The sequence below is a fragment of the Paraburkholderia caffeinitolerans genome (genome assembly GCF_902859945.1).
Classification (GTDB): Bacteria; Pseudomonadota; Gammaproteobacteria; order Burkholderiales; family Burkholderiaceae; genus Paraburkholderia; species Paraburkholderia caffeinitolerans.
On sequence record NZ_CADIKL010000019.1, the window covers coordinates 83,391 to 108,873 of the forward strand.

The window sequence follows — 25,483 nt, forward strand, 5'->3', positions numbered from 1 at the left end:
AGAGGGCGCTCAGTCCTGCTGGCAGAAAATCGCGGTCAGCAGCGGCCCGGCATGATGGACCACGGCGGTGTTGCCGGCCGCGTCAAGCGCCGCCTGCACCCGGGCCTGCGTGGCCACGACCACCGCGCCGTAAGCCGAGCGCGCGATCGGCTTACCGCTGCCGGTCTGGAAGAGCGGATCGTCTTTCTGGAAGCCCACGATCGCGAACACGCTGAAGCCGTAGGCCGTCAGATGCTGGCCATTCGCGGGCCAGAACGCGTTGATCGAATTGCTTTCGACCCGCATGGGCTTTGCGTTGATCAGCTTCTGGTCGATGAGCCCCGAGATGAACTCGTGTGCCGACTCCTTGCAGGTCAGCGCATCGTCGAGCGCGGCGGCTTGGCCGGCAAGTGGCACGAAGGACAGCGTTCCAAGCAGAAAAGCAGCAAAAGTAAGACGTTTCATTGAAATTCTGGCGAATGAGTCGCGCTGATGCCCGGTATCCCCACGCGTTGCCGCGGACGGGCGCAGCGGGTTGCACTGTACGCGGGTTCGGGCGAACTTGCTTGCGGTGCCGCTTTCAGTGCCGCATTGTGGAAGCATCCCGCGGCTCTTGGGTGATATGGCCCTATCCCTGTTTCAATTGCGCTTGGGCGACCGGAAAATCTGCAGGTTTTCTGGAAGCCGTATATTATTTCGCGGTTATGACTGGAAAAGACAAATCTGCCGAGTTGGGCTCAACTGTGGCTTCCGATGCGGCTCAGAAACCCGCTCCGCGAGCGGTGCCGCAGCCGCGTACATGGGACGCGCGCGCGGCGCGCTGGCTCGTGACGCCGCTCGTGCCTACCTGCGTCACACCCAACCACCTGACCACGCTGCGTCTGCTGATCGGTCTCGTCGGCGCTTACTATCTGGCGCGCGGTGACTTCCTGAATATCAATATTGGCGCATTTTTGATTGTTTTGTCGAATTTCGTTGATCACACGGATGGCGAACTCGCACGGATCAGCGGTAAATCCAGTCGAATTGGTCATTTCTACGATCTCGCCGCCGATGCCGTGACGACCGTTCTGTTGTTTCTCGGCATGGGCTACGGGCTCGGGGTCGTCGCGGCAGCAACCGGGGCCCCCGCGACTGAATGGCGAGTGCCGCCCGTCGTGCTCGGCGGGATTGCGGGCGTGGCGGTTGCCGCGATCTTCTTTCTGCGCATGCGCATCGAGGAAATGGCGGGCAAGGCCGGCACCCAGCAGGCGTTCGTCGGTGGCTTCGAAACGGAGGACGTTCTTTATCTGTTGCCGCTCGTCACGCTCACCGGGATCGTTGGGCCGTTCGTGGTGGCCGCGTCCATCGGCGCGCCGCTTTTCGCCGTCTACGTGGTGCTCGACTACTGGCGCGTCACGCGCCGCATGAGTTCGGGCAGGGATACCCGCCAGGTCTGGATCAGCAGATGAGTGTGCAAGCAGAAGAAGAACAAGTCGCGCCCGCCGCGCGTGTCGCTGGTGCGCAGGGCGTTGCGCCGGCAGCCGGGCTAACGTCAGCGCCCGATGCCGCAATCGACCAGGCGCTGGGCAAGCTGGACTCGACGCAACTGCGCGACGAGTACGTGGATCAGGGCTCGTTCCTCTATCTCTCCGATTTCCTGCCTCGCGACGCGACGCAACGGCTCATCGACGCCGCCAACGCGCTCATGCCCGAGGTCAATCGCAATTTCATCCCGGGCCACAAGGCCGGCGGCAGCGTGAGCCGCCACACGATCGACCGCTTGCAGCCGTATATCGCTGAACTGTACCGCTCGCCGAAGCTCATCGCGTGGCTCGAAAAGATCACCGGCGACCGGCTCCAGCTTTCGCCCGAAGACGATCCGCATGCCTACGCGCTCTATTACTACACGCGCGCGGGCGATCACATCGGCTGGCATTACGACACCTCGTATTACGACGGCCGCCGTTATACCGTGCTGCTCGGCGTGATCGACGAATCGTCGTGCATTCTCGACTACGAGCTGCACACGCGCGACGACAGCAAACCCGATGAACCAGGCGCCGTCCAATATCCGCCGGGCGCGCTCGTGCTGTTCGACGGCGACAAGCTGCGCCATCGCGTGACGCCCAGTCGCGAAGGCGAGGTGCGCGTTTCGCTCACGTTCGAGTACGTGACGAATCCGAACATGCGTCCGTGGCGGCGCTTCATCTCGAACATGAAGGACGCGATCGCGTACTTCGGTTTCCGCCAGGTGTTCCGCAAGGCGCTCCAGTCCGCGCGTGTGGGCGGCGGCAAAGCCGGAGGTTCGGTGTGAGCCGTGTTGCCATTTTGCTGTTGTCGGTCGGCACGGCACTCTTCATCGCACTGCTTGCATGGCAAGGCATCGGCTCGGTGACGGGCGCGCTCGCGGCGGCCGGCTGGGGGCTCGCGCTGGTGGCCGCGTTTCACGTTGTGCCGCTGGTACTCGATGCGGGTGCGATCGCCGTGCTGTTTCGCAAGAGCGGGCAGGTCGACCGGCGCGATGCGGTGCTCGCGCGCTGGAGCGGCGAGTCCGTGAACAGTCTGCTGCCGGCGGGGCAGATCGGCGGTCCGGTTGTCATGGTGCGGCAACTCGCGCAGCGCGGCATGGCCATGCGCGACGCAGCCGCGGCCATCACGGTGAGCACGACGCTGCAGGCGCTCGCGCAAATCGTCTTCGCGGTGTTCGGCATCGTGCTCTTTTCGGTCTACGCCGCAGACGAGGCGCCGCGCAATCTCGGCGTGGCCGCGCTGATCGCCACCGGCGTGCTGGGCGGCCTGATCGGCCTCTTTTACGTCGCGCAGCGGCGCGGGTTGTTCGGTCGCGTGCTGCGTCTCGCTTCGAAGGTGTTTGGCAAGCGTGACTGGTCGGCGCTCGCCACGCGCGCCGATGCCGTCGACGCCGCCGTCAAGGCGCTCTACGCGGATCGCTCCCGCGCGGCAGCCAGCTTCGCGCTGAGCTTCGTGGGCTGGCTCGTCGGCACCGTGGAGGTGTGGCTCGCGCTGCATTTCCTCGGCCATCCGGTCAGTTGGGTCGATGCGCTGCTGCTCGAAAGCATTGGCCAGGCGATTCGCGGCGCGGCTTTCGCCATTCCGGGCTCGCTCGGCGTGCAGGAGGGCGGCTATCTGCTGCTCGCGCCGCTCGTCGGCCTGCCGCCCGAAGCGGCGCTCGCGCTCTCGCTCGCCAAGCGCGCGCGAGAAATCGTACTGGGCCTGCCGGGCCTGCTTTATCTGCATATCAGCGAACGTAGCTGGCAGCGGCGGCGCGCAGTGCGCGTGCCGGCTGTCGAAGTTGCCGATTGATTTTTTTCTCCCAAGGAACGCATGCGCGCCATTATTCTCGCGGCAGGTCTCGGCCTGCGCCTTCAGCAACCCGCTGGAGAACAGTTTCCGAAATGTCTGCTGCAATTCGAGGGCGTGACGCTGCTCGAGCGCCATCTGCAGATGCTCGAGTCGGCGGGCGTGACCGAAGTCGTGCTCGCGCTCGGCTTCCAGCCTGAGCTGGTCGAGGCCGAGCTCAGGCGCATCGGCTGGCCGCATGAAGTGGAGGTGGTGCTCAATCCGCGCTTCGATCTCGGCAGCGTGCTCACGGTGCATCGCACGGCGCAAGCGCTCACGCGCGGCGGCGACGTGCTGCTGATGGACGCCGACGTGCTCTACGACGAGCGCGTGTTCGCGCCGCTCGTGGCGGGCGAGGCGCCGGCTAACCGTTTGCTGATCGACCGAGACTTCGAGGCGGGCGACGAGCCCGTGAAGCTCTGCCTGCGCGATGGCGTGCCCGTCGAACTGCGCAAGCAGCTCGCGGTCGGGTTGAAGTACGACACGATTGGCGAATCGGTGGGTTTCTTCCGCCTGAACGAAACGACGGCGCGCCGCTTTGCACAGATCGTCGAGGGCTATGTCGATACGGGTCGTGCGAACATGCCGCACGAAGAAGCGCTGCGCGATTTGCTGCTCGAGCGCGGCAACGAATTCGAAACCGCGGACGTCACCGGCGCGCCGTGGATCGAAATCGACTTCCCGAATGATGTGAAACGCGCCGGGGAAGAGGTGCTGCCGCAACTGGCGCCGGTCTTGAGCCGCATGAAGCAGGCTGCGATTTGATGGCAAGCTGAGCCGCGTTTTCGCCGCCGCCATGAAGGGGCCGTGAATTCCGTTGCCGAATGAAGACGGCAACGGATTTCACGGCCCTTGTGTTTTTCCGGTCTGCTTGCGGGTGTTTTGTGCGCCGCTTCATCTGTTGCGGACTCACCGTTTTTGGCAACACGGTGCCATAATGGCAGCTTTACGCCATCAGCCACGCTGATTGTCGTTTCTGCCCATGCCCCTTGCCCTCGGCACTTTCATCGTTCCGCTCATCGTCGCGTGCTCGATGTTCATGGAGAACGTGGACGCGACGGTCATCGTCACATCGCTCCCCGCGATGGCCCGCGATCTCGGCCAAAGCCCCATCACACTCAAGCTTGCCGTCACGAGCTACGTGATCGGGCTGGGCGTGTTCATTCCCATTTGCGGCTGGGTCGCCGACCGCTTCGGCTCGCGCAACGTGTTTCGCACCGCCATCGGCATTTTCATGACGGGTTCGCTGCTGTGCGCCGCGTCCCGGTCGCTCGAAATGTTCGTGGCCGCGCGCTTCGTGCAGGGCATTGGCGGCGCGATGATGGTGCCCGTAGGCCGCATCATCATCTTTCGCTCGCTGCCCAAGTCGGACTTCATTCGCGCGGTCAACTATCTCACCGTGCCGGCCTTGCTCGGTCCCGTGATGGGGCCGCCGCTCGGTGGCTTCATCACGACGTATCTGCACTGGCGGCTGATTTTCTTCGTCAACATTCCGATTGGCCTGCTCGGCATCTGGCTCGCGAACCGGCACATCGCGAACATGCACGAAGAGCATCCTGGGCCGCTCGACTGGGTCGGCTTTATTCTCTCTGCAGGCGGCGCTTCGCTCTTCATGCTCGGCCTCTCGCTCGTGGGCGGCGAACTGGTTTCCAATGGGAAAGCCGTGGCGATGTGCGTGGTCGGCGCGCTGTTGCTCGGCGCTTATTGGCTCTACGCGCAACGCGTCGAACGACCCGTTCTCGATCTGAAATTTCTGCGCATCCCGAGTTTTAACGCGAGCGTGGCGGGCGGGTCGCTGTTTCGCATCGGATTGGGTGCTGTGCCGTTCCTGTTGCCGCTCACGCTGCAGGAAGGGCTCGGTATGACGGCGTTCGTTTCGGGCGCCATCACGTGTGCGTCGGCATTCGGCTCGATCTTCATGAAATCGGTGGTCTCGCGCGTCTTGGGCCGCTTTGGCTTTCGTCGCACATTGATCGTCAATGCCGCGCTTGCGGGCGCGTCCATCGCCGTCTATGGGCTGTTCACGCCGGGCACGCCGGTCTGGCTCATCTGGCTCGTGGTGTTGTTGGGCGGCGTGTTTCCCTCGCTTCAGTTCAGCGGCCTCAACTCGCTCGCATACGCCGATATTCCCACCCGGGACATCGGCCGCGCCACCAGCGTCGCCAGCGTGATCCAGCAGGTTTCGCTGGGGCTCGGCGTGACCATCGCGGGCATCGTGCTGCAGATTTCGCATCGGATACAGGGGCATTCGACCATCGTGTGGTCGGACTTCTGGCCGGCGTTCTTTGTCGTCGCGCTTTTTTCCGTGGCTTCGATTCCGGTAACGATGCGCTTGCCCGCCAATGCTGGCGAGGAGATCGCGCGCGGGCGGCACGGCAAAAGCTGATTTTTCTGTCCGATATCGCTGTTGCTTGTCGGGGGATGGCTATCGGCGGATGGCCTGATCGCAAACGATTTCTGTGCGTGCTATAAGCGCAGGGTCCGGGCTGAAAGTCGAATGAAACACCGGGTCATAAGTTGGTGCTCGATGAACTGAATCATGGAGGTCACTCAATGAAGCTGGTCGATAGAACGAAAATTTCCACTGCTGCTCTCGCACTCGTTTCGCTTTCCACCTTGTCCGCGGGCTTTCTCGAGGCCACGCCCGCCATTGCGAAGGACACGGCGCAACGCCCCGCCGTTCTGAACGCGTCGGCGGTGGCCGTTGCCGACAAGTATGCCGCCGACGCCGCCGAGCAGATTTTCAAGGAAGGCGGCAATGCCGTCGACGCGGCGGTCGCGATTGCCTTCTCGCTGGCGGTCACGTACCCCGAAGCCGGCAATATCGGCGGCGGCGGATTCATGACGCTGTACGTGAACGGCAAGCCGTACTTCCTCGACTATCGCGAGCGCGCGCCGCTGGCCGCCACGCGCAATATGTACCTCGACGACAAGGGCAACGTGATCGAGGGCAAGAGCCTCTATGGCTACGACGCCGTAGGCGTGCCGGGCACTGTCGAGGGCATGTGGGAAGCCCAGCGCCGCTTTGGCAAGCTGCAGTGGAAGCAGGTGCTGCAGCCCGCCATCAAGTACGCGCGCGATGGTTTTGTCGTCGACGAGCAACTGGCCAAGCGTCGCGAAGAGGCATCGAAGGAGTTCGGCGGCAAGACCAATTTCGACCAGTTCTTCGGCGAGATGAAGGAGGGCGCGAACTTCAAGCAGCCCGATCTCGCGGACGTGCTCACGCGCATCGCGAATCAGGGCGCGAAGGACTTCTACGACGGCAAGACCGCCGACCTGATCGCGGCGTCGATGAAGGGGCACGGTCTCATTACCAAGCGCGATCTGCAGGAATACAAGGCCGTCTGGCGCCAGCCGGTGGAGGCCAAGTGGAACGGTTATGAGGTGATCACCGCGCCGCCTCCGAGTTCGGGCGGCGTCGGTCTCGTGCAGCTGCTCAAGATGAAGGCGATGCTCGCGCCGCAGTTCAAGGACGTGCCGCTCAATTCGCCGCAATATATTCATTTGATCGCGGAGATCGAAAAGCGCGTGTTCGCCGACCGTGCGCAGTACCTCGGCGACCCGGACTTCTACAAGGTGCCGGTTGCCCAACTGACCGACGACGCCTATCTCGCCAAGCGCGCCGCCGACGTGAATCCCGACAAGCCCTCGGACACGAAGAGCGTGCAGCCCGGCCTCGGCACGTCGATGCCGGAAAAAGCGGGCGCGGCGCACGGCAACAAGATGCCCGAAAAGGCGGAGACGACGCACTTCTCGGTGGTCGACAAGTGGGGTAACGCTGTGTCGAACACCTATACGATCAACGGCTACTTTGGGTCAGGCGTGGTGGTGCCCGGGGCGGGCATCGTGCTGAACGACGAAATGGACGACTTCTCGTCCAAGCCTGGTGTGCCGAACATGTTCGGCGTGGTGGGCAGCGACGCGAATGCGATTGCGCCGAAGAAGCGCCCGCTTTCGTCGATGAGCCCCACGATCCTCACCAAGGACGGCAAGGTGGCGCTCGTGATCGGCACGCCTGGCGGTTCGCGCATCTTCACGTCGATCTTCCAGGTCATCAACAACATCTACGACTTCAAGATGCCGTTGAAGGACGCGGTTGGCACGATGCGCTTCCATCATCAGCTGCTGCCGCCCAACACGATCTTCTGGGAGCCGTACCATCCGATCGACGGCGATCTCGCCAAGCAGGTCGAGGCCAAGGGCTATGTGCTCAAGGGCCAGGATTTCAGTGGCGACATCCAGGCGATCCGCATCGACGGTGATACGCCGGAAGCGGCAGCCGATCCGCGCGGACGCGGTGTGACGCGCGTGATTCAGTGAATTGAAGCTCGCATGCGGTGAATGTTTGTATGCATTTTGTCCTCTTTACTGAGGACTCGGCGATCTGGATCGTCGCGTAGTATGCAAGCTCCGGTGACGTGAAAACTCAACCGGCGTGTGTTTTCCCGGGCGGCGTTTGCCGCCCGTTTTTCTTTTTCGGCTCCGATTGCGCGCACGGGTTTTCTTGAATGGGTCGGGAACGCTAAATACGCTCTAATGTTTGTGGCTGTCCCGATGTCTGCGCACGCAACGGCGATGGGCATGACCCGGTAGCCACGCAGGCGCTTTTCAACTCACGGTCTTACGCGTAGCGCATGCATCTCACAAGCCGCGAACTGGCGTTGCTTACCGACGTCTTCAAGCTGCTGGCCGACCGCACGTTGCCGGAGGACGTCCTGCGGCTCGAAGTGGGGCGGCGCATGCTCGACTTGCTGCGCGCGGACTATCTGGGGTCTTACGTCTGGGATAGCGCGCAGGAAATATTTGCGCATCGCGTGGCGTTCAACATGTCCGCCGACAATCTGGGCGATTACGAGCGCTATTTCCAGTACCGCGATCCGCTGATATCCGCGTTGCTTACACGCCGCGAGTCCGTGCGGGTCAGCGATCTGATGCCGCACGAAGCGCTCGTGCGCACCGAATTCTTCAACGATTTCCTGCGCCGCGACGGCCTGCATTGGGGCATCAATCTGATTGCTTGGGACGGCGACGAAAATATCGGCGATCTGCGGATCTGGCGCGGCGAGCATCGGGAGAATTTTTCCGATCATGAACTTGCCTTGCTCGAACTGATCCGGCCGGCTTTTACCGTGGCCCTGGCGCGGGCCCGCAGTGAAGCCGGCCTGGCGAGGGAGGCCGATGCCTTCGCGGATGGCACGGCGGCGGAGATGGCGCAAACCGGGGCCGATCTGCTCGGGCGGCTCACGCGTCGCGAGCGCGAGGTGGTCAGTCTCGCGGCGGAGGGGCTGCTGGACAAGGAAATCGCGCAGCGGCTCGGAATTTCCTATACGACCGTGCGCACACACCTCGATCGTTCGTTTCAGAAACTCGGCATCAACAATCGCTCCCGGCTCGCACGGCTGTTGCAACTGACGCGGCGTTGAGTTGATCTGGGCGAGACGGTGTGTTGCGCGACGCAAGATCGGGTAACAAGCAAAAAAACGCCCAGTTAGGGTAATCTCCAGCCTCGTGCTGCATCTGCACACAAATTTCTTTCCGAATCAAAACGTCTTCGCGCAGGAAATCCCGATATGTGGACGCTTCCCACCGCCATCCCACCCGATTTCGGTGTCGGGGTGGTATTTCTCAGCGTGCTCGTGACGCAGCTTGGCGCGCCGGTTCCCGCTGCGCCGGTGCTGATACTGGCGGGCACGATGGCGGCGGGGCGGGAAGCGTCGTATGCGAGTCTGCTGCTGGCGGCGGTGGTTGCAACCTTGTTCGCCGATTCGCTCTGGTTCACGGCGGGCCGCATGCGAGGCCGTCGCCTGCTCAACTCGCTCGTCCGCTTTTCGCTTTCGCTCGATACGACGATTCGCGTGGCGCGCAATGTGTTCGAGCGCCACGGTGCACCCATCCTCGCGGTGGCGAAGTTCGTGCCCGGGCTGGGGCTCATGTCCGCGCCGCTGCTCGGCACCACGTCGATGGACGTGCGTCTCTTCCTGATCTGGGATGCAGTGGGGGCAACGCTGTGGGCCGGCACGTGGCTCATCGGCGGGGCGGCCTTGCATACGCAAATCGCCCGCTTCGCGATGTTCGTGCGCGCCAACGGCTGGACCATTTTCGACGTGCTCGCGCTGGCGGGCCTGCTATTTCTCGCTTATCGCTGGGTGCGCCGCATGCAGTTGCGTCGCTGGCTTGCCACCCATCGGATTTCGCCCGCTCAACTCGACGGGATGATGAAATCGCCGATGCCTCCGGTCGTGTTCGACGCACGCCCGCAAAGTGTGCGCGAGAAAGAGGCTTATCGCGTTCCGGGCGCGCGCCCGCTCGATCTGGAGTCGACCGGGGTGCTCGCGCCCGAACTGCTCGCGCGCCCGATCGTGGTCTATTGCGTCTGCCCGAACGAGGCAACGGCCAAACGCATCGTGAGCCGATTGCGCAGCAAGCAGATCCATCACGCGCATGCGCTCAAGGGTGGCCTCGACGCCTGGGAGCGGGACGGCTATCCCGTCGAGCCGCTTTCTTCGGAATTCCATGGCGCGTATGCGCGCGAGGACGAGGGGTTCGAAGCGGGCGTCGAGCAGGAGTTCACGGTGCGGGCGGGCGTCCCGGAGTAATTTGTCCGCGCGACGCCAGCCATCGTCACATCAGGCGGCCGCGTTTGCCGGGCCGCGGTATGGCATGTTTCGGCTGTTTAGCCCGTGGTGTCCTTGAGCAGCCGGGCGCGCGCTGAGCCGAGCGATTCGAAGCGGCCGTGGGTGTCGTCGAAGATGGAAATCGTGCCGTGGCCGATGTCGTACACCCAGCCCTGGACCTGAAGCTTGCCCTGCGCCACGCGGGCCGCAACCGCGGGGTGAGTGCGCAGGTGCGTGAGCTGCAGGCGAACGTTTTCCTCGACAAGCGCTTGCACGACTTGATCGTCGTCCAGCCCGCGCGTTTGCACGACGCTGCGCGCTGCTTCGGCGTTGCGCAGCCAGGCCTGCACCGTGGGCATGTCCGCCGAGGCCTCGGGGCCAGAGGCGAGGCCCTTCATGGCGCCGCAGTCGGTGTGGCCGCATAGCACGATTTGCCGCACGTTCAGCGCCATCACCGCGAATTCCACCACTGCCGAGACGCCGCCAAGCATTTCCCCATAGGCCGGCACGATATTGCCGATGTTGCGGCAGACGAACAGCTCGCCAGGGCGCGTCTGCGTGATCAACTCGGGCGAGACGCGCGAGTCGGCGCAGGTGATGAACAGCGTATGCGGCGCCTGGAAGTTGGCAAGGCTGCGAAACAGCTCTTTGTCACCCGGGAACACGTTACGAGCGAACTCATCCACGCCGTCGAGCAGGTGCAGCAAATCGCAGCCGCACGATTCGGAATGGCTGTCGTGCGAATGGGTATGGTCTGGCATGGAAGTTTCTCTCTTAGTCATGAATCGACACATTCGAATAGCAACAGCGGCAGTTTATGCCGAGTTACGTCCGGTCGCTGTGTTTCGGTTCGGAAAATTCCGTCCGATCGTTCGTTTTCCCGTTTTCCCGTTTTCCGATCGTCACGCGCATGCGCGGAACGCGCTTGAAACACCGTGTCGCGCGGCGCGCTCCATTCGTCTTATAACCGGCCAGCCGGTTGGCCTGGCGAGCCGCACCGAAGTCCGGAAGGCGTGCGTTTACCCGAGGCCGGCGGGGCAGCATTGTACTCGACGCACGAATATATGCGAGGGGCCAAAAAGGAAGGGAGTCTGGGAGAGGGGCGACGGCCGGCGCGCAAACCGGTAGATTGCCGGCGCGGATTTCGCGCTTCCGGCAATCAGTTCGGATGCCGAAAGGATTATCGACGCATGGTCGCCAGGTTCGAGCTCAGGACTCCATGGCGGGGCGTACGGCGCCGGCGCGCCGGTTCGGCATGAAGTACCACACGCCGGCGAGCACCTGCAGCACGATCAGGCCAGTCCAGACGGCTTGATGGGCGACGACCGGATAGTGGCCGTCCACGGCGCTCCAGCGGCTGAGCGCCGCGCCGATCGCGATCTGCGCGAAGAAAATGCCGATGAAGATGACGAGCGTGAATGTGGTGTTGACACGGCCGATCAGGCGCGGGGGGAAGTGTTCGGCGAGCACGGCGTAAGTGAGGATGCCGGTGCCGCCCAATGCGCCATACGCGGCCCAGAGAACCGCTGCGGGCAACGGCACGCGGGCGGCGAGCAGCGCCTGGACGAGCACGAAGAGGGCCATTGTCACGCCGGAAAAGCGCGCGACACTGACGCCGTATTGCTCGAAGGTGCGCGCGAGCGCGCCGAATCCGATATTGCCGACGATGAACGCAGCGCCAAGCACGGAAACGAGCGACGCCGCGCGCGAGGCCACGTCGGCGGTGCCGGCGGGCGCCATGTCGTGCAGGAACGCGCCCACCCACAGCGACTGCATCGCGTAGAACACGATCTGCGTGGAGGAGGAGAACGTCGCGGTCTTCCAGAACGCGTGGCTGCGCAGAATGTGGGCAGTGCCCTTGAATTGTTCGAGGACGCTCGCCTGATGATGCGTGTCGCGCGTATGCGGACCGGCGATCCAGATAATGGCCGCGACTGCCGCGGTGAGCACGGCGAGCCCGACACTCACGTTGCGCCACGGCGCGATCGTGAGCAGCCATGAGAGCGGCGCGCCGACTGCCACGCCGCCGAGGCCGCCCACGGCCATCACGAGGCCGTTGACGAGCGTGAGCTGGGCAACCGGGAAGTGCTGGGCGGTGGCCTTGAAGGCGCCGCCAAGGCACACCGAGACGCCCACGCCAACCATCAAACGCCCGACCATCATCGCGCCCATGCTGTGCGACAGCCCGAACACGAGCGCGCCGGCGGCGGCCACCAGCATCACGCACGCGGTCACGCGGCGCGGACCGAAGTGATCGAGCAGCACGCCGGCGGGGATTTGCGCGCCCGCGAAGCCGAGGAAGTAGAGGCTCGTGAGCGTGCCCAGATCGGTGGCGGTGAGGCCCATTTCATGCGTCAGAAACGGTGCAAAACCGAGGTTGACGCCGCGAAAAAGATACGAAATGAAATAGCCGAGCGCGAAAACGGCGAATACACGCAATCTGAGTGCGGTCATGGTGCGTACGAGACCTGAGCGAATTGAATAACTGGCTCACGATTATTGGCGAGAAGCCGGTTCCGATGCCAGCGAGAGATTTCAGCCGCGATTGTGAGTAGAATTTGACGTCATGTCCCGATCGTTCCCTCCCTTGCAGGCCCTGCGCGCGCTGGAAGCCGCGGCGCGGCGGCGTAGTTTCAGCCGTGCGGCCGAAGAATTGCATTTGACGCACAGCGCCGTGAGCCATCATCTGCGCGCGCTTGAAGCCGAACTCGGCGTCGAGCTGTTTCGCCGCGTGGGCAGCCGCATGATTCCCACAGCGGCCGGCGCGCAGCTTGCCGATCGTGTGCGGCGCAGTCTTGAAGAGCTGCGCGAGGCGCTCGATGCCACGCGTCCGGGCGTGAGCGGCGTCACGCGGCTCGAATTGAGCGTGATGTCCGATTTTGCTTCGGTCTGGCTGATACCGCGTCTGGGCGACTTCTACGACCGCCATCCCCACGTCGATCTCTCGTTGCGCATGCATGCCGACGTCGTCCCGCCCGATCCTTATCCATTCGATATCGGCATTTGGCACCGGCGCGTGGATGAGCCGGGTTTCCAGTTCCGCAAGCTGCTGGACGATCAGGTGGTGGCCGTCTGCAGCCCCGCGTTGCTCGCGCGCTATCCGGCATTCCGTATCGAAGACCTCGCCACCATGCCGTTGCTGCGCTTCTCGCGCCGCTCGTGGCGCGACTTCTTCGAAGCGGCAGGCGTGGCGGGCGACGAGCCGGAACGCGGGCCGGTATTCGATGACGCGGGCCTCCTGCTGCAGGCCACGGTGGCCGGACAAGGCGCCGCCACGGCGCGGTTGCAACTCGCGCGCGGCTTTATCGATCGTGGCGAACTGGTGCAACTGGGACAGGTGCGCATTCCCGCGTCGCTAGACTATTACTTCACGTGGCGCGAGGGCCATCCGCGCGAAGCGGCGATCCAGCAGTTCTATCGCTGGGTGAAAGCCCAGCTTGTTAATTGACACATGCTATTTTTTTTCATGAGTAAATGCGGGTAAAACCTGTGTCCGTGCCTGTCAACGGCACTCTATTGATATGCGTTGCTCGTCGATAAGGACATGCAATGCCGCATACGTGGAATTAGCGGCATCGGCGATTCATGAAAGGAAAGAGTTAGCTGTAAATGCCATTCAATAGCATTTGAAATGACGGCAACAGTGAGTGGCAATAGCGGGTGGCAATGGCAGGTTTTGCATCAGGTCTGACGCAAATGGAGTATCGTTACTTCCCAATGCGATCTTCGTGGCGGACTCAACTGGAAATCAAAGGGGAGTCAGCCGCATTGGCAGCGGCTATTTACTGGTAGTGAATGGTATGTAGTGCAACGGTCCATCGAGGGCCATCAAAAAAGCTGTGACAACAGGAGAAACTGCATGAAGGCTATTCAGGCGTTCAAACTGGCAGCCGGCACGATGCTGGTCGCCGCTTCGCTTCACGTGTATGCGCAGACTGCCGCAAGCGCGCCTGCGGCTGCCCCGGCGGCCGCCGCGCCGACGGCTGCACCGACCGACGCCGCTCAGGCTCAGGTGAAGCAGTCGAAGGCCGATCTCAAGAAGGCGAAGGCCGCCAACCGTGCGCTGTCGCGCAAGGTGCGTGGAGCCCTCGCCAAGGACAAGAACATCAGCGTGGCTAACATCACCGTGCGAGCCAAGGACGGCGCGATCGTCCTGCAAGGCACCGTGCCGGAGCAGGCCCAGGTCGACCACGCCACGGAAGTGGCGAAGGGCGTTGCTGGCGTGACGTCGGTTAAGAACGCACTGACGATCCGTCCGGTCGGGACCTGATCGATTGAACCGTAACTGAATGGCATCCGTTCCGGATGCATTCGGGTTCACTCTGAAGCCGTGCATGCAGTCCGTGAAATGGACTGCATGCACGGCTTTTTCATAGACGCCGCTGGTGCAGTCAGGGCTCGATGTAGTGCATCTTCGGCGACTCGCCCATCAGCAGCGCCTGGTTCGCGTCGGCAGCCGCACGCAAATAATCCCACAGCGCCGTGATGCGTCGCAGCTTGCGCAGATCTTCGCGGCTGCACAGCCAGAAACGCCGTGTTACGACGATTTCGTCGGGCAGGATCGCCACGAGCCGCGGGTCGGGCTCGGCCATGAAGCAGGGCAGGATGGCGAGCGCGCTGCCTTGCAGCGCGGCATGATACTGCGCGATCACGCTCGTGCTGCACAGGCTTGCCGTGACGTTCGGCACGGTGCGTTCGAGGTAGAGCAGCTCGTGGCTAAACGCAAGATCCGCGACATAACTGATGAACGCATGATGGCGCAGGTCAGCCGCCGTCCGGATGGGGGCGTGCCGCTCGAGATAGTCGGGTGTTCCATACAAACGCAAGCGGTAGTCGCACAGCTTCGTAGAGACGTACTGGCCGCGTTCGGGGCGCTCGAGCATGATCGCCAGATCGGCTTCGCGCTTCGAGAGGCTCACGAAATGCGGAACCGGCAGCAGATCGATCGACATGTCGGGATGCTTGCCGGTGAAGCGCGCCAGTTGGGGAGCAAGAAAGAAGCAGCCGAACCCCTCGGTTGATCCCACCCGTACGTGGCCGGAAAGCGATTGCGCGCCGAGCGCGAATTGCTCGCTCGCCGACTGGACCGTGCTTTCGATGGTGTCTGCATAGGCCAGCAGGCGCAGGCCTTCGGCCGTCAGCACAAAGCCGCCCGCCCGCGATTTGTCGAACAGCACCGTGCCCAGCGCCGCCTCCAGTTCGCGTACGCGACGTGCGACCGTGGTGTGGTCGACGCCCAGGCGCTTGGCCGCGCCGCTGGCGCGCTGCGTGCGCGCCACCTCCAGGAAATAGCGCAAATCGTCCCAGTTCAGCGTCTCCATCGGCCTCATTGTGCTTTTTTGCATATCGGATGGGCTTTTTCGTCTCTACACCGTGGATATTCGAATAACTATACTCGGTTAGAGGCCGCTTCATAAGCGCCCGCCTACAATAAGTAAGGATGGAGACGCACGATGCAGATCAGCACGCCGCCAAGACGCCTTCGTTTGCACGCTCCCGACGCGCTCGCGCCATGACCGACGCATCCCGCCATTAGATCGTAGTCCTGTCTATCCGGCTCAGGCCGGCCCGTTCAGACTTTACACAGAGAGTTCAAGATGAACGCAGTCACCCAGGCATCCAACGCTCAAGTCTCGACCGTCAAGCTGTTGATCGACGGCGAGTTCGTCGAATCGAAAACCACCGAATGGCGCGACATCGTCAATCCGGCCACCCAGGAGGTGCTGGCGCGCGTGCCGTTTGCGACCGTCGAGGAAGTCGACAAGGCGGTCAAGAGCGCGCATGCCGCGTTCGCGACGTGGAAGAACACGCCGATCGGCACGCGCGTGCGCATCGTGCTCAAGCTGCAGGCGCTGATTCGCGAGAACATGTCGCGCATTGCGCAGACGCTCACGGCGGAGCAGGGCAAGACGCTGCCTGATGCCGAGGGCGACATCTTCCGCGGCCTCGAGGTGGTCGAGCACGCATGCTCGATCGGCACGTTGCAACAAGGCGCGTTCGCGGAGAACGTCGCGGGCGGCGTCGATACTTATACGTTGCAGCAGCCGCTCGGCGTATGCGCGGGCATCACGCCGTTCAATTTCCCCGCGATGATTCCGCTATGGATGTTCCCGATGGCAATCGTCTGCGGCAATACCTTCGTGCTCAAACCGTCCGAGCAGGATCCGCTCTCCACGATGCAGCTCGTCGAACTGGCCGTGCAGGCGGGCATCCCCAAGGGTGTGCTCAATGTGGTGCACGGCGGCAAGGAAGTCGTCGATGCGATCTGCACGCATCCGCTCGTCAAGGCGATTTCGTTCGTGGGCTCGACGGCGGTGGGCACGCATGTCTATCGCCTCGGCAGCGAGCACGGCAAGCGCGTGCAGTCGATGATGGGCGCGAAGAATCACGCGGTCGTGCTGCCCGACGCCAACCGCGAGCAGGCGCTCAACGCGCTCCTTGGCGCGGCGTTCGGTGCAGCGGGCCAGCGTTGCATGGCGACCTCGGTGGTCGTGCTCGTGGGCGAGGCTCAGCAGTGGGTGCCCGAGCTCGTCGAAAAGGCGAAGACGCTGAAGGTCAATGCCGGCAATGAGCCGAAGACCGATGTTGGCCCGGTTGTCTCGCGCGCCGCGAAGGCCCGCATTCTGGGCCTGATCGAGTCTGGCGTGAAGCAGGGCGCCACGCTCGCGCTCGATGGCCGCGACGTGAAGGTGTCCGGCTACGAGAACGGCAACTTCGTCGGCCCGACGGTGTTCACCAACGTGAAAACCGATATGGATATCTACACGAACGAGATCTTCGGTCCGGTGCTCGTGGTGCTGACGGCGAACACGCTCGACGAGGCTATCGCCATCATCAACGCGAATCCATTCGGCAACGGTGTGGGGCTGTTCACGCAAAGCGGCGCGGCGGCGCGCAAGTTCCAGAGTGAAATCGACATTGGCCAGGTGGGCATCAATATTCCGATTCCGGTGCCGGTGCCGTATTTCAGCTTCACGGGTTCGCGCGGCTCGAAGCTCGGCGATCTCGGCCCGTACGGCAAGCAGGTCGTGCAGTTCTATACGCAGACCAAGACCGTGACGGCGCGCTGGTTCGACGACGCCACCCTCAACACCGGCGTGAACACGACGATCAACCTGCACTGAAGCGCCGCCGTGCCTGATTAATCATCAAGGGAGAATCGCTCATGAAAATCGGTTTCGTCGGGCTGGGCCACATGGGGGCGCCGATGGCGCTCAACCTGCTCAAGGCGGGGCACGCGCTCACGGTGTTCGATCTGAGCGCCGAGGCGATGCAAACCCTCGCCGACGCGGGCGCAACGAAAGCCGCCTCGCCCAAGGCGGCCGCCGCGGGCGCCGAATGGGTCGTCACGATGCTGCCCGCCGCAGCGCACGTGCGCACCGTGCTCACCGCCGAGGACGGCGTGCTGGCGGGCATCGCGAAGGGCGTGACGATCATCGATTCGAGCACCATCGACCCGGCGAGCGCGAAGGAATTCGGCGCGCTTGCCGCGAACAATGGCAATGCATTCGTGGATGCGCCGGTGTCGGGCGGCACGGGCGGCGCGGCGGCGGGCACGCTCACGTTCATGGTGGGCGGCAGCGCTGCGCTCTATGAAAGCGTGAAGCCGGTGCTCTCGGGGATGGGCAAGAACATCGTCCATTGCGGCGAGACCGGCACGGGGCAGGTGGCGAAGATCTGCAACAACCTCGTGCTCGGCGTGACCATGGCGGGCGTGGCCGAGGCCATGGCGCTGGGCGAGGCGCTCGGCATCGACTCGAAGGTGCTGGGCGGCATCATGAATACGTCGACGGGCCGCTGCTGGAGTTCGGACACGTATAACCCGTTCCCGGGCGTGATCGAAACGGCGCCTTCGTCGCGCGGCTACACGGGTGGCTTTGGCACGGACCTGATGCTCAAGGACATGGGCCTCGCGACCGATGCCGCGAAGAGCGTCCATCAGCCCGCCTATATGGGCGCGCTCGCGCAGCAGCTCTACCAGGCGATGAGCAGCCGCGGCGACGGCAAGCTCGACTTCTCGGCCATCATCAAGCTGTATCGCGGCGAGAAGAGCTGACGCGGTTCGCAGTGTTGTGTCCGGCGCGTGCTTTTAACGGCACGCGCCGTTTTTTTACGCCTTCTCGATGGCGGCCATGCGCGCCTCGATGCGTGCAAGCAAGCGCTTGAACCATCGGTTGAGCAGCGCATTGGAAGGCGCTGCGAGCGTCGAGCACGCGAGCATGCGATAGACGTCGTTGCGCGTGACTTTGGAGGGGCGCGCGGGATCGAGCCAGTCGTCGTTGCCGACCAGCCGCTCCAGCGTTTCGAGGCCGATGAGGATCGGCCACAGGCACGCGAGCCGCAAACGCACGGATAGGCGCGGCAACGCAAACGTGTAGTCGATGGCTGCGCGGAAATGATCGAGGGTAATGCGCACGAGCCCGAACATCAGCGGCCTGGCGCGCGCCGAGGTGCCGGGATGGAGCAGATCCTCGGGCGAGAGGCCGGCTTGCGCGAGCATGGTCGCGGGCAGGTAGCAGCGGCCGATGCGCAGGTCCTTGCCGCAATCGCGCAGCACGTTGACCATTTGCAGCGCCTTGCCGAAGCGCACGCCGCGCTGGTACATCGTCTCGCGCAGCGCGGGGTCGAGCGTGCCGGGCAGATGCATATAGGTCATCTTGGTCCAGAACTCGCCCACGCAGCCCGCCACGAGATACGTGTAGCGGTCGAGCGCGTCCCATGTGCCGAGCGCGGCGACCTTGCCCGAGCGTTCGTCGGGGAAGGTGTTCAGATCGAACTCCATGCCTTCGGTGAGCGTCGTGACGATCTCGCGCACAGCCGTGCGGTCGGCTTCGTCGAGTTGAGCCAGCACGTCGAGCGCGCCGTCGAGCGATTCGAGCAGCAGTTTTTCGTCCGATTGCGTTTGCTGGCCCGCGACTTCGCCGGCGATGCGTTGCAGGGCGTCGTCGTGCGCCGCGCCGGAAGCCGTGCCCGCAGTGATGCCCGCCGTTGTGTCGTTGACGCGCTCGCGCAGCGCGAGCAGCAGCGCGAGGCGCTGGGGCGGCGGGATCAGCGAGGTGTCGGCGATGGTGTCGGCGGCGCGCGCGAGCAGGTAGGCCTCGCCCACGGGGTCGCGCATCCCGGCGGGCAGCACGCGCATGGTGAGGTAGAACGAGCGGGAAACGCCTTTGAGCAACGGACCGAGCAGGAAAGCCCGATTAGAATTCTGCATGTCGGTGGGGGCAGTGAAACGGCAGCCGCATTGTAGCGTGGACGAGAAAAGGGGGATCGGTGAGACCCGATCGTGCGTTCTTCGACTTGCAGGTCCGCTTTGCCGAGGGTGCGGCGCGCATTGCGGGCATGCCACTGGAAGCGGCGCTCATCGACTATACGAATCTTTATGTCCGTTTCGGGGCAGGGCGCGCATTCGATGCCGCTCATCCGCTATGGGCCGCCTATGTGCAGGGCGTGCGTGCCTGCGCGGACTTGCGCGGGTTGAGCGACTGGACGTGGGCTTTCTATGCGGATTGTCCGGCGCACCTCGCCGCGCCGCCCTTGGTTGCCACGTTCGGCTGCTTTGGCTGGGCGCGGGACCCGCATGGTGGCGTGCGGCTGCATTTCGATCCGCGCGGCGCGGGCGAGGGGGCCAATGCGGCCGTCTCGCCGCTCGATACGCGCGAGGCGCCGCGCAGGCGGGCCGAATTGCGCCGGCTCGTCGAGCATGTCCGTGCGCACGCGGGTGGCGGTGACCCGCTCGTACACGGCACCTCGTGGCTCTACAACCTTCCGGCGTACCAACGCCTTTTTCCTCCCGCTTATCTTGCGACATCGCAGGCGGTAGACCGGCCGCGCGCACTTTCTCTGTGGGGACAATTTCTCGACCGGCGCGGCCAGTTGCGCCACGACGCTGCGCAGGCCTTGCTCGCGCGGCTCGCCAAAACCCGCGATGTCTCCGCGATCAGCCGGTGCTTTGCACTGCACGCGGTCGCCGTTCAGGCTCCGTTGAGCGTGTTTTACGCGCATTTGCCTGCAGTCGATCGCCCACGTTGAGGCAATGTGCACAGTTAATCGACTGGAAGCTTTCGAACCGAAGCGGGCGTGTGCCCCCTTGTTCATCCGTTTGTTTGCTTGCGGTCAGGTTTGGTAACCGGTGTGCTTACCGCATGTTTCGTGAGCCGCCATGGCAAACGAGCCGGTACAGGCAACTGAAAGGCGCGCAGCCGCGCGATGCAGGCCCTTTCGACCGCGCGGGCCAATGCGCCTGGCATGCGCGGCAATATTGATGAAAGTAATCCACGTAACACCTGGGTAATTGGACTCCTCGCCGCGCCGACTAGACTCCGCCGATGCTTTTCGCCACGGAGTGCCGCACATGTCCACGTCTACGTCACTTGCCATCGATTCGCTGCGCGGCTTCGAGTTGAGCGCGGACGGGCAGTATCTGATGGTCAACGGCAATGAGCCGGACAGCGTCGCCTTGCACTGTTCGGTCATGCACGAATTGCTGGCCGCGCTCTCCAACGCGATTGGCCGTTCCGAGCGCATCCGCCACAAGGCCGCGAGCGTCAAGTTCACGATGCCGTGCGAGGCGTGGGAAGTCGGACGAGAGTCGGGCGCCGTGGAGCATCTCGTGGTGAGCTTTCGCTTGCCCGGCGGCGCCGAGCTCTCGTTTCGCCTGCACCCGGCGCAGGCCGCGCGCATGACCGAGGTGCTCTCGCTCGCGACGGGTCTCGCCAGGCCGCGTTGGCCGGGCCGGGTGCACATGCAATAGCTGCGCTCCGGGCGCGGTTTCCCGCGCAGCTTCCCTTAAGAGTGCGAACGCTTCTTACCGCGATCGCTTGTCGCGCCGCGCACGGCTGCGCGTCGTTTCCGTTGGCCTTTTTTCCGACCTCCCGCATGACGGTTTCATCCACTACGCGCTACGTTCGCGCGCTGACTTTCGCTGGCTTCGGTCTCGGCGCTGCCGCCACCGCGCACGCCACCGAGCCCTTCGTGGTTCAGGACATCCGCATCGACGGGCTGGCGCGCATCGAGCCCGGGACGGTGTTCGCGTATTTGCCGATCAAGCAGGGCGACACCTTCACCGACGACAAGGCCTCAGACGCCATTCGCGCGCTCTTTGCCACGGGCTTTTTCAGCGACGTGCGTATTGCCACCGAAGGCACCACGGTCGTCGTGCAGGTGCAGGAGCGGCCGGCCATCGGCACCATCGATTTTGCGGGCATTCACGAGTTCGACAAGGACAACCTCACCAAGGCGCTCAAATCGGTCGGACTCTCGCCGGGGCTCGTCTACGACAAGGCCCTCGTCGACAAGGCCGAGCAGGAGCTCAAGCGCCAATACCTCACGCGCGGCTACTATGCCGCCGAAGTCACCACCACGGTGACGCCGATCGACCGCAATCGCGTAGGCCTGCTGTTTTCGGTGGTCGAAGGACCGAGCGCGAAGATTCGCCAGATCAACTTCATCGGCAACAACACCTTCAGCGAGGGCACGCTGCTCGACGAGATGCAGCTCTCCACGCCGAACTGGTTCTCGTGGTACACGAAAAATGATCTGTACGCCAAAGACAAGCTGACTGGCGATCTGGAGAACGTACGGAACTACTATCTCGACCGCGGCTACCTGGAGTTCAATATCGACTCCACCCAGGTTTCGCTCTCGCCCGACAAGAAGGACATGTATCTGACCGTGTCGATACATGAGGGCGATCCGTATACGATCTCGGGCGTGAGTCTCGCGGGTAATCTGCTCGACCGGCAAGCGGAGCTCAAGAAGCTCATTACGGTGAAGGCGGGGCAGCGCTTTTCCGCGCAGAAGCTCAAGGATACGACCAAGGCGCTCGTGGACAAGCTCGGCGAGTACGGTTATGCGTTCGCGTCCGTCAACGCCGAGCCGCAGATCGATCAGGTCCATCATGCGGTGAGCCTGACCTTGCAAGTCGATCCGGGACGCCGCGTGTACGTGCGTCATGTGAACATCACGGGCAACACTCGCACGCGCGACGAGGTGATCCGCCGCGAGATGCGCCAGCTCGAAAGCGCATGGTTTGATTCCAGCCGGCTCGCGCTCTCGAAGGACCGCATCAACCGGCTCGGCTATTTCACCGACGTCGAGGTCGCGACGGTACCGGTGGAAGGCACGCAGGACGAAGTGGATGTGGACGTGAAGGTGACCGAGAAGCCCACGGGTACGATCTCGCTGGGCGTGGGCTACGGCTCGGGCGAGGGGCCCATCATCTCGGCGGGCGTTTCGCAGGACAACGTGTTTGGCTCCGGCACCAGCCTTTCGCTGAACGTGAATACGGCTACGACCTATCGCACGCTCTCGGTCACGCAGATCGACCCGTATTTCACGATCGACGGCATCAAGCGCATCACCGACGTCTACTATCGCACGACCGAGCCGCTCTACTATTCGAGCACGAACGACACGAGCTTTCGCATCATTTCGTACGGCGCGGACACGAAGTTCGGCATTCCGTTCTCCGAGACTGACATGGTGTACTTCGGTCTGGGCATCGAGCAGGACCGCCTCGACATCGATGCGAACACGCCGCAAACGTACAAGGACTATGTCGACGAATTCGGGCGCGTCTCGAATACGGTGCCGCTTACGGTGGGCTGGTCGCGCGACAACCGCGACAGCGCTCTCGTGCCGAGCCGCGGCTATTACGCCCAGGCCAACGCCGAGTACGGCACCCCCATCGGCACGGAGTACTACAAGGCAGATGCACAAATGCAGTACTACTACTCATTCGCGCGCGGCTTCGTACTCGGGTTGAACTTTCAGGGCGGTTACGGCAACGGTCTCGGCGGCAAGCCGTATCCGATCTTCAAGAATTACTACGCGGGCGGTATCGGCTCGGTGCGGGGCTACGAGTCCGGCTCGCTTGGCCCGCGCGACGCCACCACGGGCGACCCGATCGGCGGCTCGAAAATGCTCGTCGGCAATATCGAGCTGACTTTTCCGTTGCCGGGCACGGGCTACGACCGCACGCTGCGCGTGTTCACGTTCGTGGACGGCGGTAACGTCTGGGGCTCCGAAGGCAACAGTGTCGGCGCGAACGGGCTGCGCTACAGCTACGGCGCGGGCCTCGAATGGATCTCGCCGATCGGCCCGCTCAAGCTCGACCTCGGCTTCCCGATCGTCAAGCATACGGGCGATCAGTACCAGAAGTTCCAGTTCCAGATTGGGACTTCGTTCTAGGCGAATACAGCGGGGCAACTCGCCCACTCGTCTCAAATCAGCAGCTCTAGCGAGTGATAGAGCCGCCGCCGTTCCGGGTCCTGCGAAGCCTCGCCCGCATGGATCGCCTCCTTGAGGCAAGCGAGAAAGCATTCGGCGGCGGCGGAGAGCGGCACGCCGCGTCGCGCAACCACGCTCACCACGGTGCGGTCGACTTCCTCCTGAAGCGAGAGCGCGCGCAGGTTCTCGCGCGCGAAGCGCGTCTCCACGAGCGGCCAGGGAAAGATGCTCGCCATGTCGGTGTTCATGATGAGCCCCATGGCCACTACGAGCGAATGCGCGAGATGCACCGTGCGCGGCAGCGCCAGGCCGTGGCGGCGGAAAACATCGTCGGTGACCATCTCCTTGCTCGCCGGGTCCCAGTTGAGAATCCATTCGCAATCCTGCAGGTCCTTGAGCGACTGCGCATGTTCGAGCGGATGGCCACGGCGCATGACCACAGCGGATTCGGTGGCGAAGATCGGCGTCTGCGTGAATTCGGCGTGCAGCGAAGCGGGGCCCGGTTTGCCGAGCGAGAAGTCGAGCGTGCCGTCGCGCAGGCGCGGCATGACAATATTCAGCAGTCCCTCATAAAACTCCAGCTGCATCCCGGGCATGCGCGCGCGAAACAGCGTCACGGCGTCGGGTAGGAACGAGAGCGCGAGCCAGGGCGTCACGCCAATCGAGAGCTTGCCGCCGGCGCGCCCGCGCCGCGCGTCGAGCTCGTCCTGGGCGCGCGACATCTGGTGCACGATGGCCCGCGCATGCACGAGCAGCGCCTGGCCGGCTTCGGTGAAGGCAATGCCGTTCGCATTGCGCGTCACGAGTGCGATCTGCTGCTCGGCCTCCAACTCGCGCACGGCCTTGGTGGCCGCCGCGGGCGAGATGCCCAGCGCGCGCGCCGCCGCGCGGATGCTGCCGGCGTCGGCCATGGCCACGAGCGCCTTGAACTGGTGGAATTTCATAGGGAAAACCCGGGAGGAAACCTGCGGTTGGCAGGCTAACCATTCTAGGACTGTCCGCGGAAAAGCGAGGTGATTATCCTGAGACGTCATGCAATCAATGGCTTGGACACAGGAGACACGGATGAACACCATGGCGATCCCCCCGGCAATCGCGGAAATCGAAGCAGAAATGATTGCGTTGCGCCACGCGATTCACGCGCACCCGGAACTCGGCTTCGAGGAGTTCGTCACGAGCGATCTAGTGGCCGAGCGGCTCGCTGAATGGGGTTACGAAGTACATCGCGGGCTGGGCGGCACCGGCGTCGTGGGCACGCTGAAAGTGGGGACCGGCAAGCAGCGCCTCGGCCTGCGCGCCGACATGGACGCGCTGCCCATCCAGGAAAACACGGGGCTCGATTATGAGAGCCGCGTGCCCGGCAAGATGCACGCGTGCGGCCACGACGGTCACACGGCCATGCTGCTCGCAGCGGCGCGGCACCTCGCGCAGTCGCGTTCGTTCGACGGCACGCTGCACCTCATTTTCCAGCCTGCCGAAGAAGGGCTCGGCGGCGCGAAGCGGATGCTCGACGAGGGTCTGTTCGAGCGCTTCCCCTGCGACGCGGTTTTTGCGATGCACAACATGCCCGGCTTTCCCACCGGCAAGCTGGGCTTCCGCCCGGGGCCGTTCATGGCGTCGTCGGACACGGTGATCATCGACATCGACGGGCGCGGCGGCCATGGCGCGGTGCCGCACAAGGCCATCGACCCCGTGGTGGTGTGCGCGAACGTGGTGCTCGCATTGCAAACCATCGTGTCGCGCAACGTATCGCCGCTCGACATGGCGATCGTCACGGTGGGCGCGATTCACGCGGGCGAGGCGCCCAACGTGATTCCGCAGACCGCGCAGATGCGGCTCTCGGTGCGCGCGCTGCGCCCCGAGGTGCGCGACCTGCTCGAAGAGCGCATCACGACGCTCGTGCACGCACAGGCGAGCGCCTATGGCGCCACGGCGCGCATCGATTACCAGCGTCGCTACCCGGTGCTCGTGAACGACGTGGCAATGACGACATTGGCGCAAGACGTCGCGCGCGACTGGCTGGGCGAGGATGGCTTGATCGACGATCTTCCGCCGCTCACGGGCAGCGAGGATTTTTCGTTCCTGCTCGAGCAATGCGCGGGCAGCTATTTGATCATCGGCAATGGCGACGGCGAAGGCGGCTGCATGGTGCATAACCCCGGCTACGATTTCAACGACGACTGCCTTGCCACTGGCGCTGCGTACTGGGTGAAGCTCGCCGAGCGCTTCCTGCGCACCTGAGCCGGGCCATCGCCCAACGTGCACTAAAGCGCGTTCGATCAACGCATTTGATCTAGATACGAAGACATGAGCTTTGCATGGGG

At 63.7% G+C, this 25,483-nt stretch carries 22 protein-coding genes; 16 read left to right on the top strand and 6 right to left on the bottom strand.

Going from position 1 to position 25,483, the window contains the following annotated elements; all coding sequences use genetic code 11:
* Positions 1-9 precede the first annotated feature (9 nt).
* Entirely contained in the window at positions 10-444 is a 435-nt protein-coding gene (locus HV773_RS19510) for a hypothetical protein (protein WP_175196457.1), read from the bottom strand.
* A 239-nt stretch (positions 445-683) separates the two neighbouring features.
* Here HV773_RS19510 and HV773_RS19515 point away from each other — a divergent pair, with 239 nt between their 5' ends.
* The 8 genes from HV773_RS19515 to HV773_RS19550 all read left to right on the top strand — a co-directional run bounded on the left by HV773_RS19515 (position 684) and on the right by HV773_RS19550 (position 9,914).
* Positions 684-1,430 carry a CDP-alcohol phosphatidyltransferase family protein gene (locus HV773_RS19515; RefSeq protein WP_175196522.1) on the top strand — a complete coding sequence of 249 codons (747 nt, stop codon included), beginning with the start codon at positions 684-686 and terminating at the stop codon, positions 1,428-1,430.
* Positions 1,427-2,275, top strand: a complete 849-nt coding sequence (locus HV773_RS19520) for a HalD/BesD family halogenase (protein ID WP_175196459.1) — start codon at positions 1,427-1,429, stop codon at positions 2,273-2,275. Before HV773_RS19515 ends, HV773_RS19520 begins: the two co-directional genes overlap by 4 nt.
* The gene (locus HV773_RS19525) at positions 2,272-3,282 is read left to right on the top strand and encodes a flippase-like domain-containing protein (RefSeq protein ID WP_175196461.1); all 1,011 of its coding nucleotides are present in this window, start codon (positions 2,272-2,274) and stop codon (positions 3,280-3,282) included. Before HV773_RS19520 ends, HV773_RS19525 begins: the two co-directional genes overlap by 4 nt.
* A 21-nt stretch (positions 3,283-3,303) precedes the next feature.
* On the top strand, positions 3,304-4,083 hold the full coding sequence (locus HV773_RS19530; protein WP_175196463.1) for a phosphocholine cytidylyltransferase family protein: 780 nt from the start codon (positions 3,304-3,306) through the stop codon (positions 4,081-4,083).
* 217 nt (positions 4,084-4,300) lie between these two features.
* Positions 4,301-5,704, top strand: coding sequence for an MFS transporter (locus HV773_RS19535; protein WP_175196465.1), 1,404 nt, complete (start codon positions 4,301-4,303; stop codon positions 5,702-5,704).
* A gap of 167 nt (positions 5,705-5,871) precedes the next feature.
* Positions 5,872-7,638, top strand: coding sequence for a gamma-glutamyltransferase (ggt, locus tag HV773_RS19540; protein ID WP_175196467.1), 1,767 nt, complete (start codon positions 5,872-5,874; stop codon positions 7,636-7,638).
* Between the two features lie 314 nt (positions 7,639-7,952).
* On the top strand, positions 7,953-8,741 hold the full coding sequence (locus tag HV773_RS37280) for a helix-turn-helix transcriptional regulator (protein ID WP_175196469.1): 789 nt from the start codon (positions 7,953-7,955) through the stop codon (positions 8,739-8,741).
* A 147-nt stretch (positions 8,742-8,888) separates the two neighbouring features.
* Positions 8,889-9,914 carry a VTT domain-containing protein gene (locus HV773_RS19550; protein ID WP_175196471.1) on the top strand — a complete coding sequence of 342 codons (1,026 nt, stop codon included), beginning with the start codon at positions 8,889-8,891 and terminating at the stop codon, positions 9,912-9,914.
* Between the two features lie 77 nt (positions 9,915-9,991).
* On the opposite strand, the gene HV773_RS19555 is transcribed toward HV773_RS19550, so the two are convergent.
* Entirely contained in the window at positions 9,992-10,693 is a 702-nt protein-coding gene (locus HV773_RS19555) for a carbonic anhydrase (protein WP_175196474.1), read from the bottom strand.
* 448 nt (positions 10,694-11,141) lie between these two features.
* Entirely contained in the window at positions 11,142-12,386 is a 1,245-nt protein-coding gene (locus HV773_RS19560; protein WP_175196476.1) for an MFS transporter, read from the bottom strand.
* 112 nt (positions 12,387-12,498) lie between these two features.
* On the opposite strand from HV773_RS19560, the gene HV773_RS19565 reads away from it, so the two are divergent.
* Positions 12,499-13,380: a LysR substrate-binding domain-containing protein gene (locus HV773_RS19565; RefSeq protein WP_175196478.1), complete on the top strand. Its 882-nt coding sequence runs from the start codon at positions 12,499-12,501 to the stop codon at positions 13,378-13,380.
* A gap of 411 nt (positions 13,381-13,791) precedes the next feature.
* Positions 13,792-14,202 carry a BON domain-containing protein gene (locus HV773_RS19570; RefSeq protein WP_175196480.1) on the top strand — a complete coding sequence of 137 codons (411 nt, stop codon included), beginning with the start codon at positions 13,792-13,794 and terminating at the stop codon, positions 14,200-14,202.
* 121 nt (positions 14,203-14,323) lie between these two features.
* Here HV773_RS19570 and HV773_RS19575 read toward each other — a convergent pair whose 3' ends face one another.
* The gene (locus HV773_RS19575) at positions 14,324-15,277 is read right to left on the bottom strand and encodes a LysR family transcriptional regulator (RefSeq protein WP_175196482.1); all 954 of its coding nucleotides are present in this window, start codon (positions 15,275-15,277) and stop codon (positions 14,324-14,326) included.
* A gap of 252 nt (positions 15,278-15,529) precedes the next feature.
* On the opposite strand from HV773_RS19575, the gene HV773_RS19580 reads away from it, so the two are divergent.
* Together HV773_RS19580 and mmsB are read left to right on the top strand one after the other, a co-directional pair.
* Positions 15,530-17,056: a CoA-acylating methylmalonate-semialdehyde dehydrogenase gene (locus HV773_RS19580; RefSeq protein WP_175196484.1), complete on the top strand. Its 1,527-nt coding sequence runs from the start codon at positions 15,530-15,532 to the stop codon at positions 17,054-17,056.
* A 41-nt stretch (positions 17,057-17,097) separates the two neighbouring features.
* Positions 17,098-17,988 (top strand): 3-hydroxyisobutyrate dehydrogenase, encoded by an 891-nt coding sequence (gene mmsB / locus HV773_RS19585; protein WP_175196486.1) that lies wholly within the window; start codon positions 17,098-17,100, stop codon positions 17,986-17,988.
* A 54-nt stretch (positions 17,989-18,042) separates the two neighbouring features.
* Here mmsB and HV773_RS19590 read toward each other — a convergent pair whose 3' ends face one another.
* Positions 18,043-19,143: a phytoene/squalene synthase family protein gene (locus HV773_RS19590; RefSeq protein ID WP_175196488.1), complete on the bottom strand. Its 1,101-nt coding sequence runs from the start codon at positions 19,141-19,143 to the stop codon at positions 18,043-18,045.
* 59 nt (positions 19,144-19,202) lie between these two features.
* On the opposite strand from HV773_RS19590, the gene HV773_RS19595 reads away from it, so the two are divergent.
* From HV773_RS19595 to bamA, 3 genes are all read left to right on the top strand, one after another.
* Complete coding sequence (locus HV773_RS19595; RefSeq protein WP_175196491.1) at positions 19,203-19,961, top strand: hypothetical protein; 759 nt, start codon at positions 19,203-19,205, stop codon at positions 19,959-19,961.
* 322 nt (positions 19,962-20,283) lie between these two features.
* The gene (locus HV773_RS19600; protein ID WP_175196493.1) at positions 20,284-20,682 is read left to right on the top strand and encodes a hypothetical protein; all 399 of its coding nucleotides are present in this window, start codon (positions 20,284-20,286) and stop codon (positions 20,680-20,682) included.
* Between the two features lie 125 nt (positions 20,683-20,807).
* Positions 20,808-23,120 (top strand): outer membrane protein assembly factor BamA, encoded by a 2,313-nt coding sequence (bamA, locus tag HV773_RS19605; RefSeq protein WP_175196495.1) that lies wholly within the window; start codon positions 20,808-20,810, stop codon positions 23,118-23,120.
* 32 nt (positions 23,121-23,152) lie between these two features.
* Here bamA and HV773_RS19610 read toward each other — a convergent pair whose 3' ends face one another.
* Positions 23,153-24,103, bottom strand: coding sequence for a LysR substrate-binding domain-containing protein (locus tag HV773_RS19610; protein WP_175196497.1), 951 nt, complete (start codon positions 24,101-24,103; stop codon positions 23,153-23,155).
* A gap of 121 nt (positions 24,104-24,224) precedes the next feature.
* On the opposite strand from HV773_RS19610, the gene HV773_RS19615 reads away from it, so the two are divergent.
* On the top strand, positions 24,225-25,400 hold the full coding sequence (locus HV773_RS19615) for a M20 aminoacylase family protein (RefSeq protein WP_175196498.1): 1,176 nt from the start codon (positions 24,225-24,227) through the stop codon (positions 25,398-25,400).
* Positions 25,401-25,483 lie beyond the last annotated feature (83 nt).

Bases quoted from the DNA above. Each gene is read 5' to 3' on its own strand.
- HV773_RS19590 (WP_175196488.1), bottom strand. From the start codon at position 19,143: ATGCAGAATTCTAATCGGGCTTTCCTGCTCGGTCCGTTGCTCAAAGGC.
- mmsB (WP_175196486.1), top strand. From the start codon at position 17,098: ATGAAAATCGGTTTCGTCGGGCTGGGCCACATGGGGGCGCCGATGGCG.
- HV773_RS37280 (WP_175196469.1), top strand. From the start codon at position 7,953: ATGCATCTCACAAGCCGCGAACTGGCGTTGCTTACCGACGTCTTCAAG.
- HV773_RS19520 (WP_175196459.1), top strand. From the start codon at position 1,427: ATGAGTGTGCAAGCAGAAGAAGAACAAGTCGCGCCCGCCGCGCGTGTC.
- HV773_RS19560 (WP_175196476.1), bottom strand. From the start codon at position 12,386: ATGACCGCACTCAGATTGCGTGTATTCGCCGTTTTCGCGCTCGGCTAT.
- HV773_RS19535 (WP_175196465.1), top strand. From the start codon at position 4,301: ATGCCCCTTGCCCTCGGCACTTTCATCGTTCCGCTCATCGTCGCGTGC.
- HV773_RS19610 (WP_175196497.1), bottom strand. From the start codon at position 24,103: ATGAAATTCCACCAGTTCAAGGCGCTCGTGGCCATGGCCGACGCCGGC.
- HV773_RS19600 (WP_175196493.1), top strand. From the start codon at position 20,284: ATGTCCACGTCTACGTCACTTGCCATCGATTCGCTGCGCGGCTTCGAG.
- HV773_RS19570 (WP_175196480.1), top strand. From the start codon at position 13,792: ATGAAGGCTATTCAGGCGTTCAAACTGGCAGCCGGCACGATGCTGGTC.
- HV773_RS19550 (WP_175196471.1), top strand. From the start codon at position 8,889: ATGTGGACGCTTCCCACCGCCATCCCACCCGATTTCGGTGTCGGGGTG.
- HV773_RS19580 (WP_175196484.1), top strand. From the start codon at position 15,530: ATGAACGCAGTCACCCAGGCATCCAACGCTCAAGTCTCGACCGTCAAG.
- HV773_RS19555 (WP_175196474.1), bottom strand. From the start codon at position 10,693: ATGCCAGACCATACCCATTCGCACGACAGCCATTCCGAATCGTGCGGC.
- HV773_RS19565 (WP_175196478.1), top strand. From the start codon at position 12,499: ATGTCCCGATCGTTCCCTCCCTTGCAGGCCCTGCGCGCGCTGGAAGCC.
- HV773_RS19615 (WP_175196498.1), top strand. From the start codon at position 24,225: ATGAACACCATGGCGATCCCCCCGGCAATCGCGGAAATCGAAGCAGAA.
- ggt (WP_175196467.1), top strand. From the start codon at position 5,872: ATGAAGCTGGTCGATAGAACGAAAATTTCCACTGCTGCTCTCGCACTC.
- HV773_RS19515 (WP_175196522.1), top strand. From the start codon at position 684: ATGACTGGAAAAGACAAATCTGCCGAGTTGGGCTCAACTGTGGCTTCC.
- HV773_RS19510 (WP_175196457.1), bottom strand. From the start codon at position 444: ATGAAACGTCTTACTTTTGCTGCTTTTCTGCTTGGAACGCTGTCCTTC.
- HV773_RS19530 (WP_175196463.1), top strand. From the start codon at position 3,304: ATGCGCGCCATTATTCTCGCGGCAGGTCTCGGCCTGCGCCTTCAGCAA.
- HV773_RS19575 (WP_175196482.1), bottom strand. From the start codon at position 15,277: ATGCAAAAAAGCACAATGAGGCCGATGGAGACGCTGAACTGGGACGAT.
- bamA (WP_175196495.1), top strand. From the start codon at position 20,808: ATGACGGTTTCATCCACTACGCGCTACGTTCGCGCGCTGACTTTCGCT.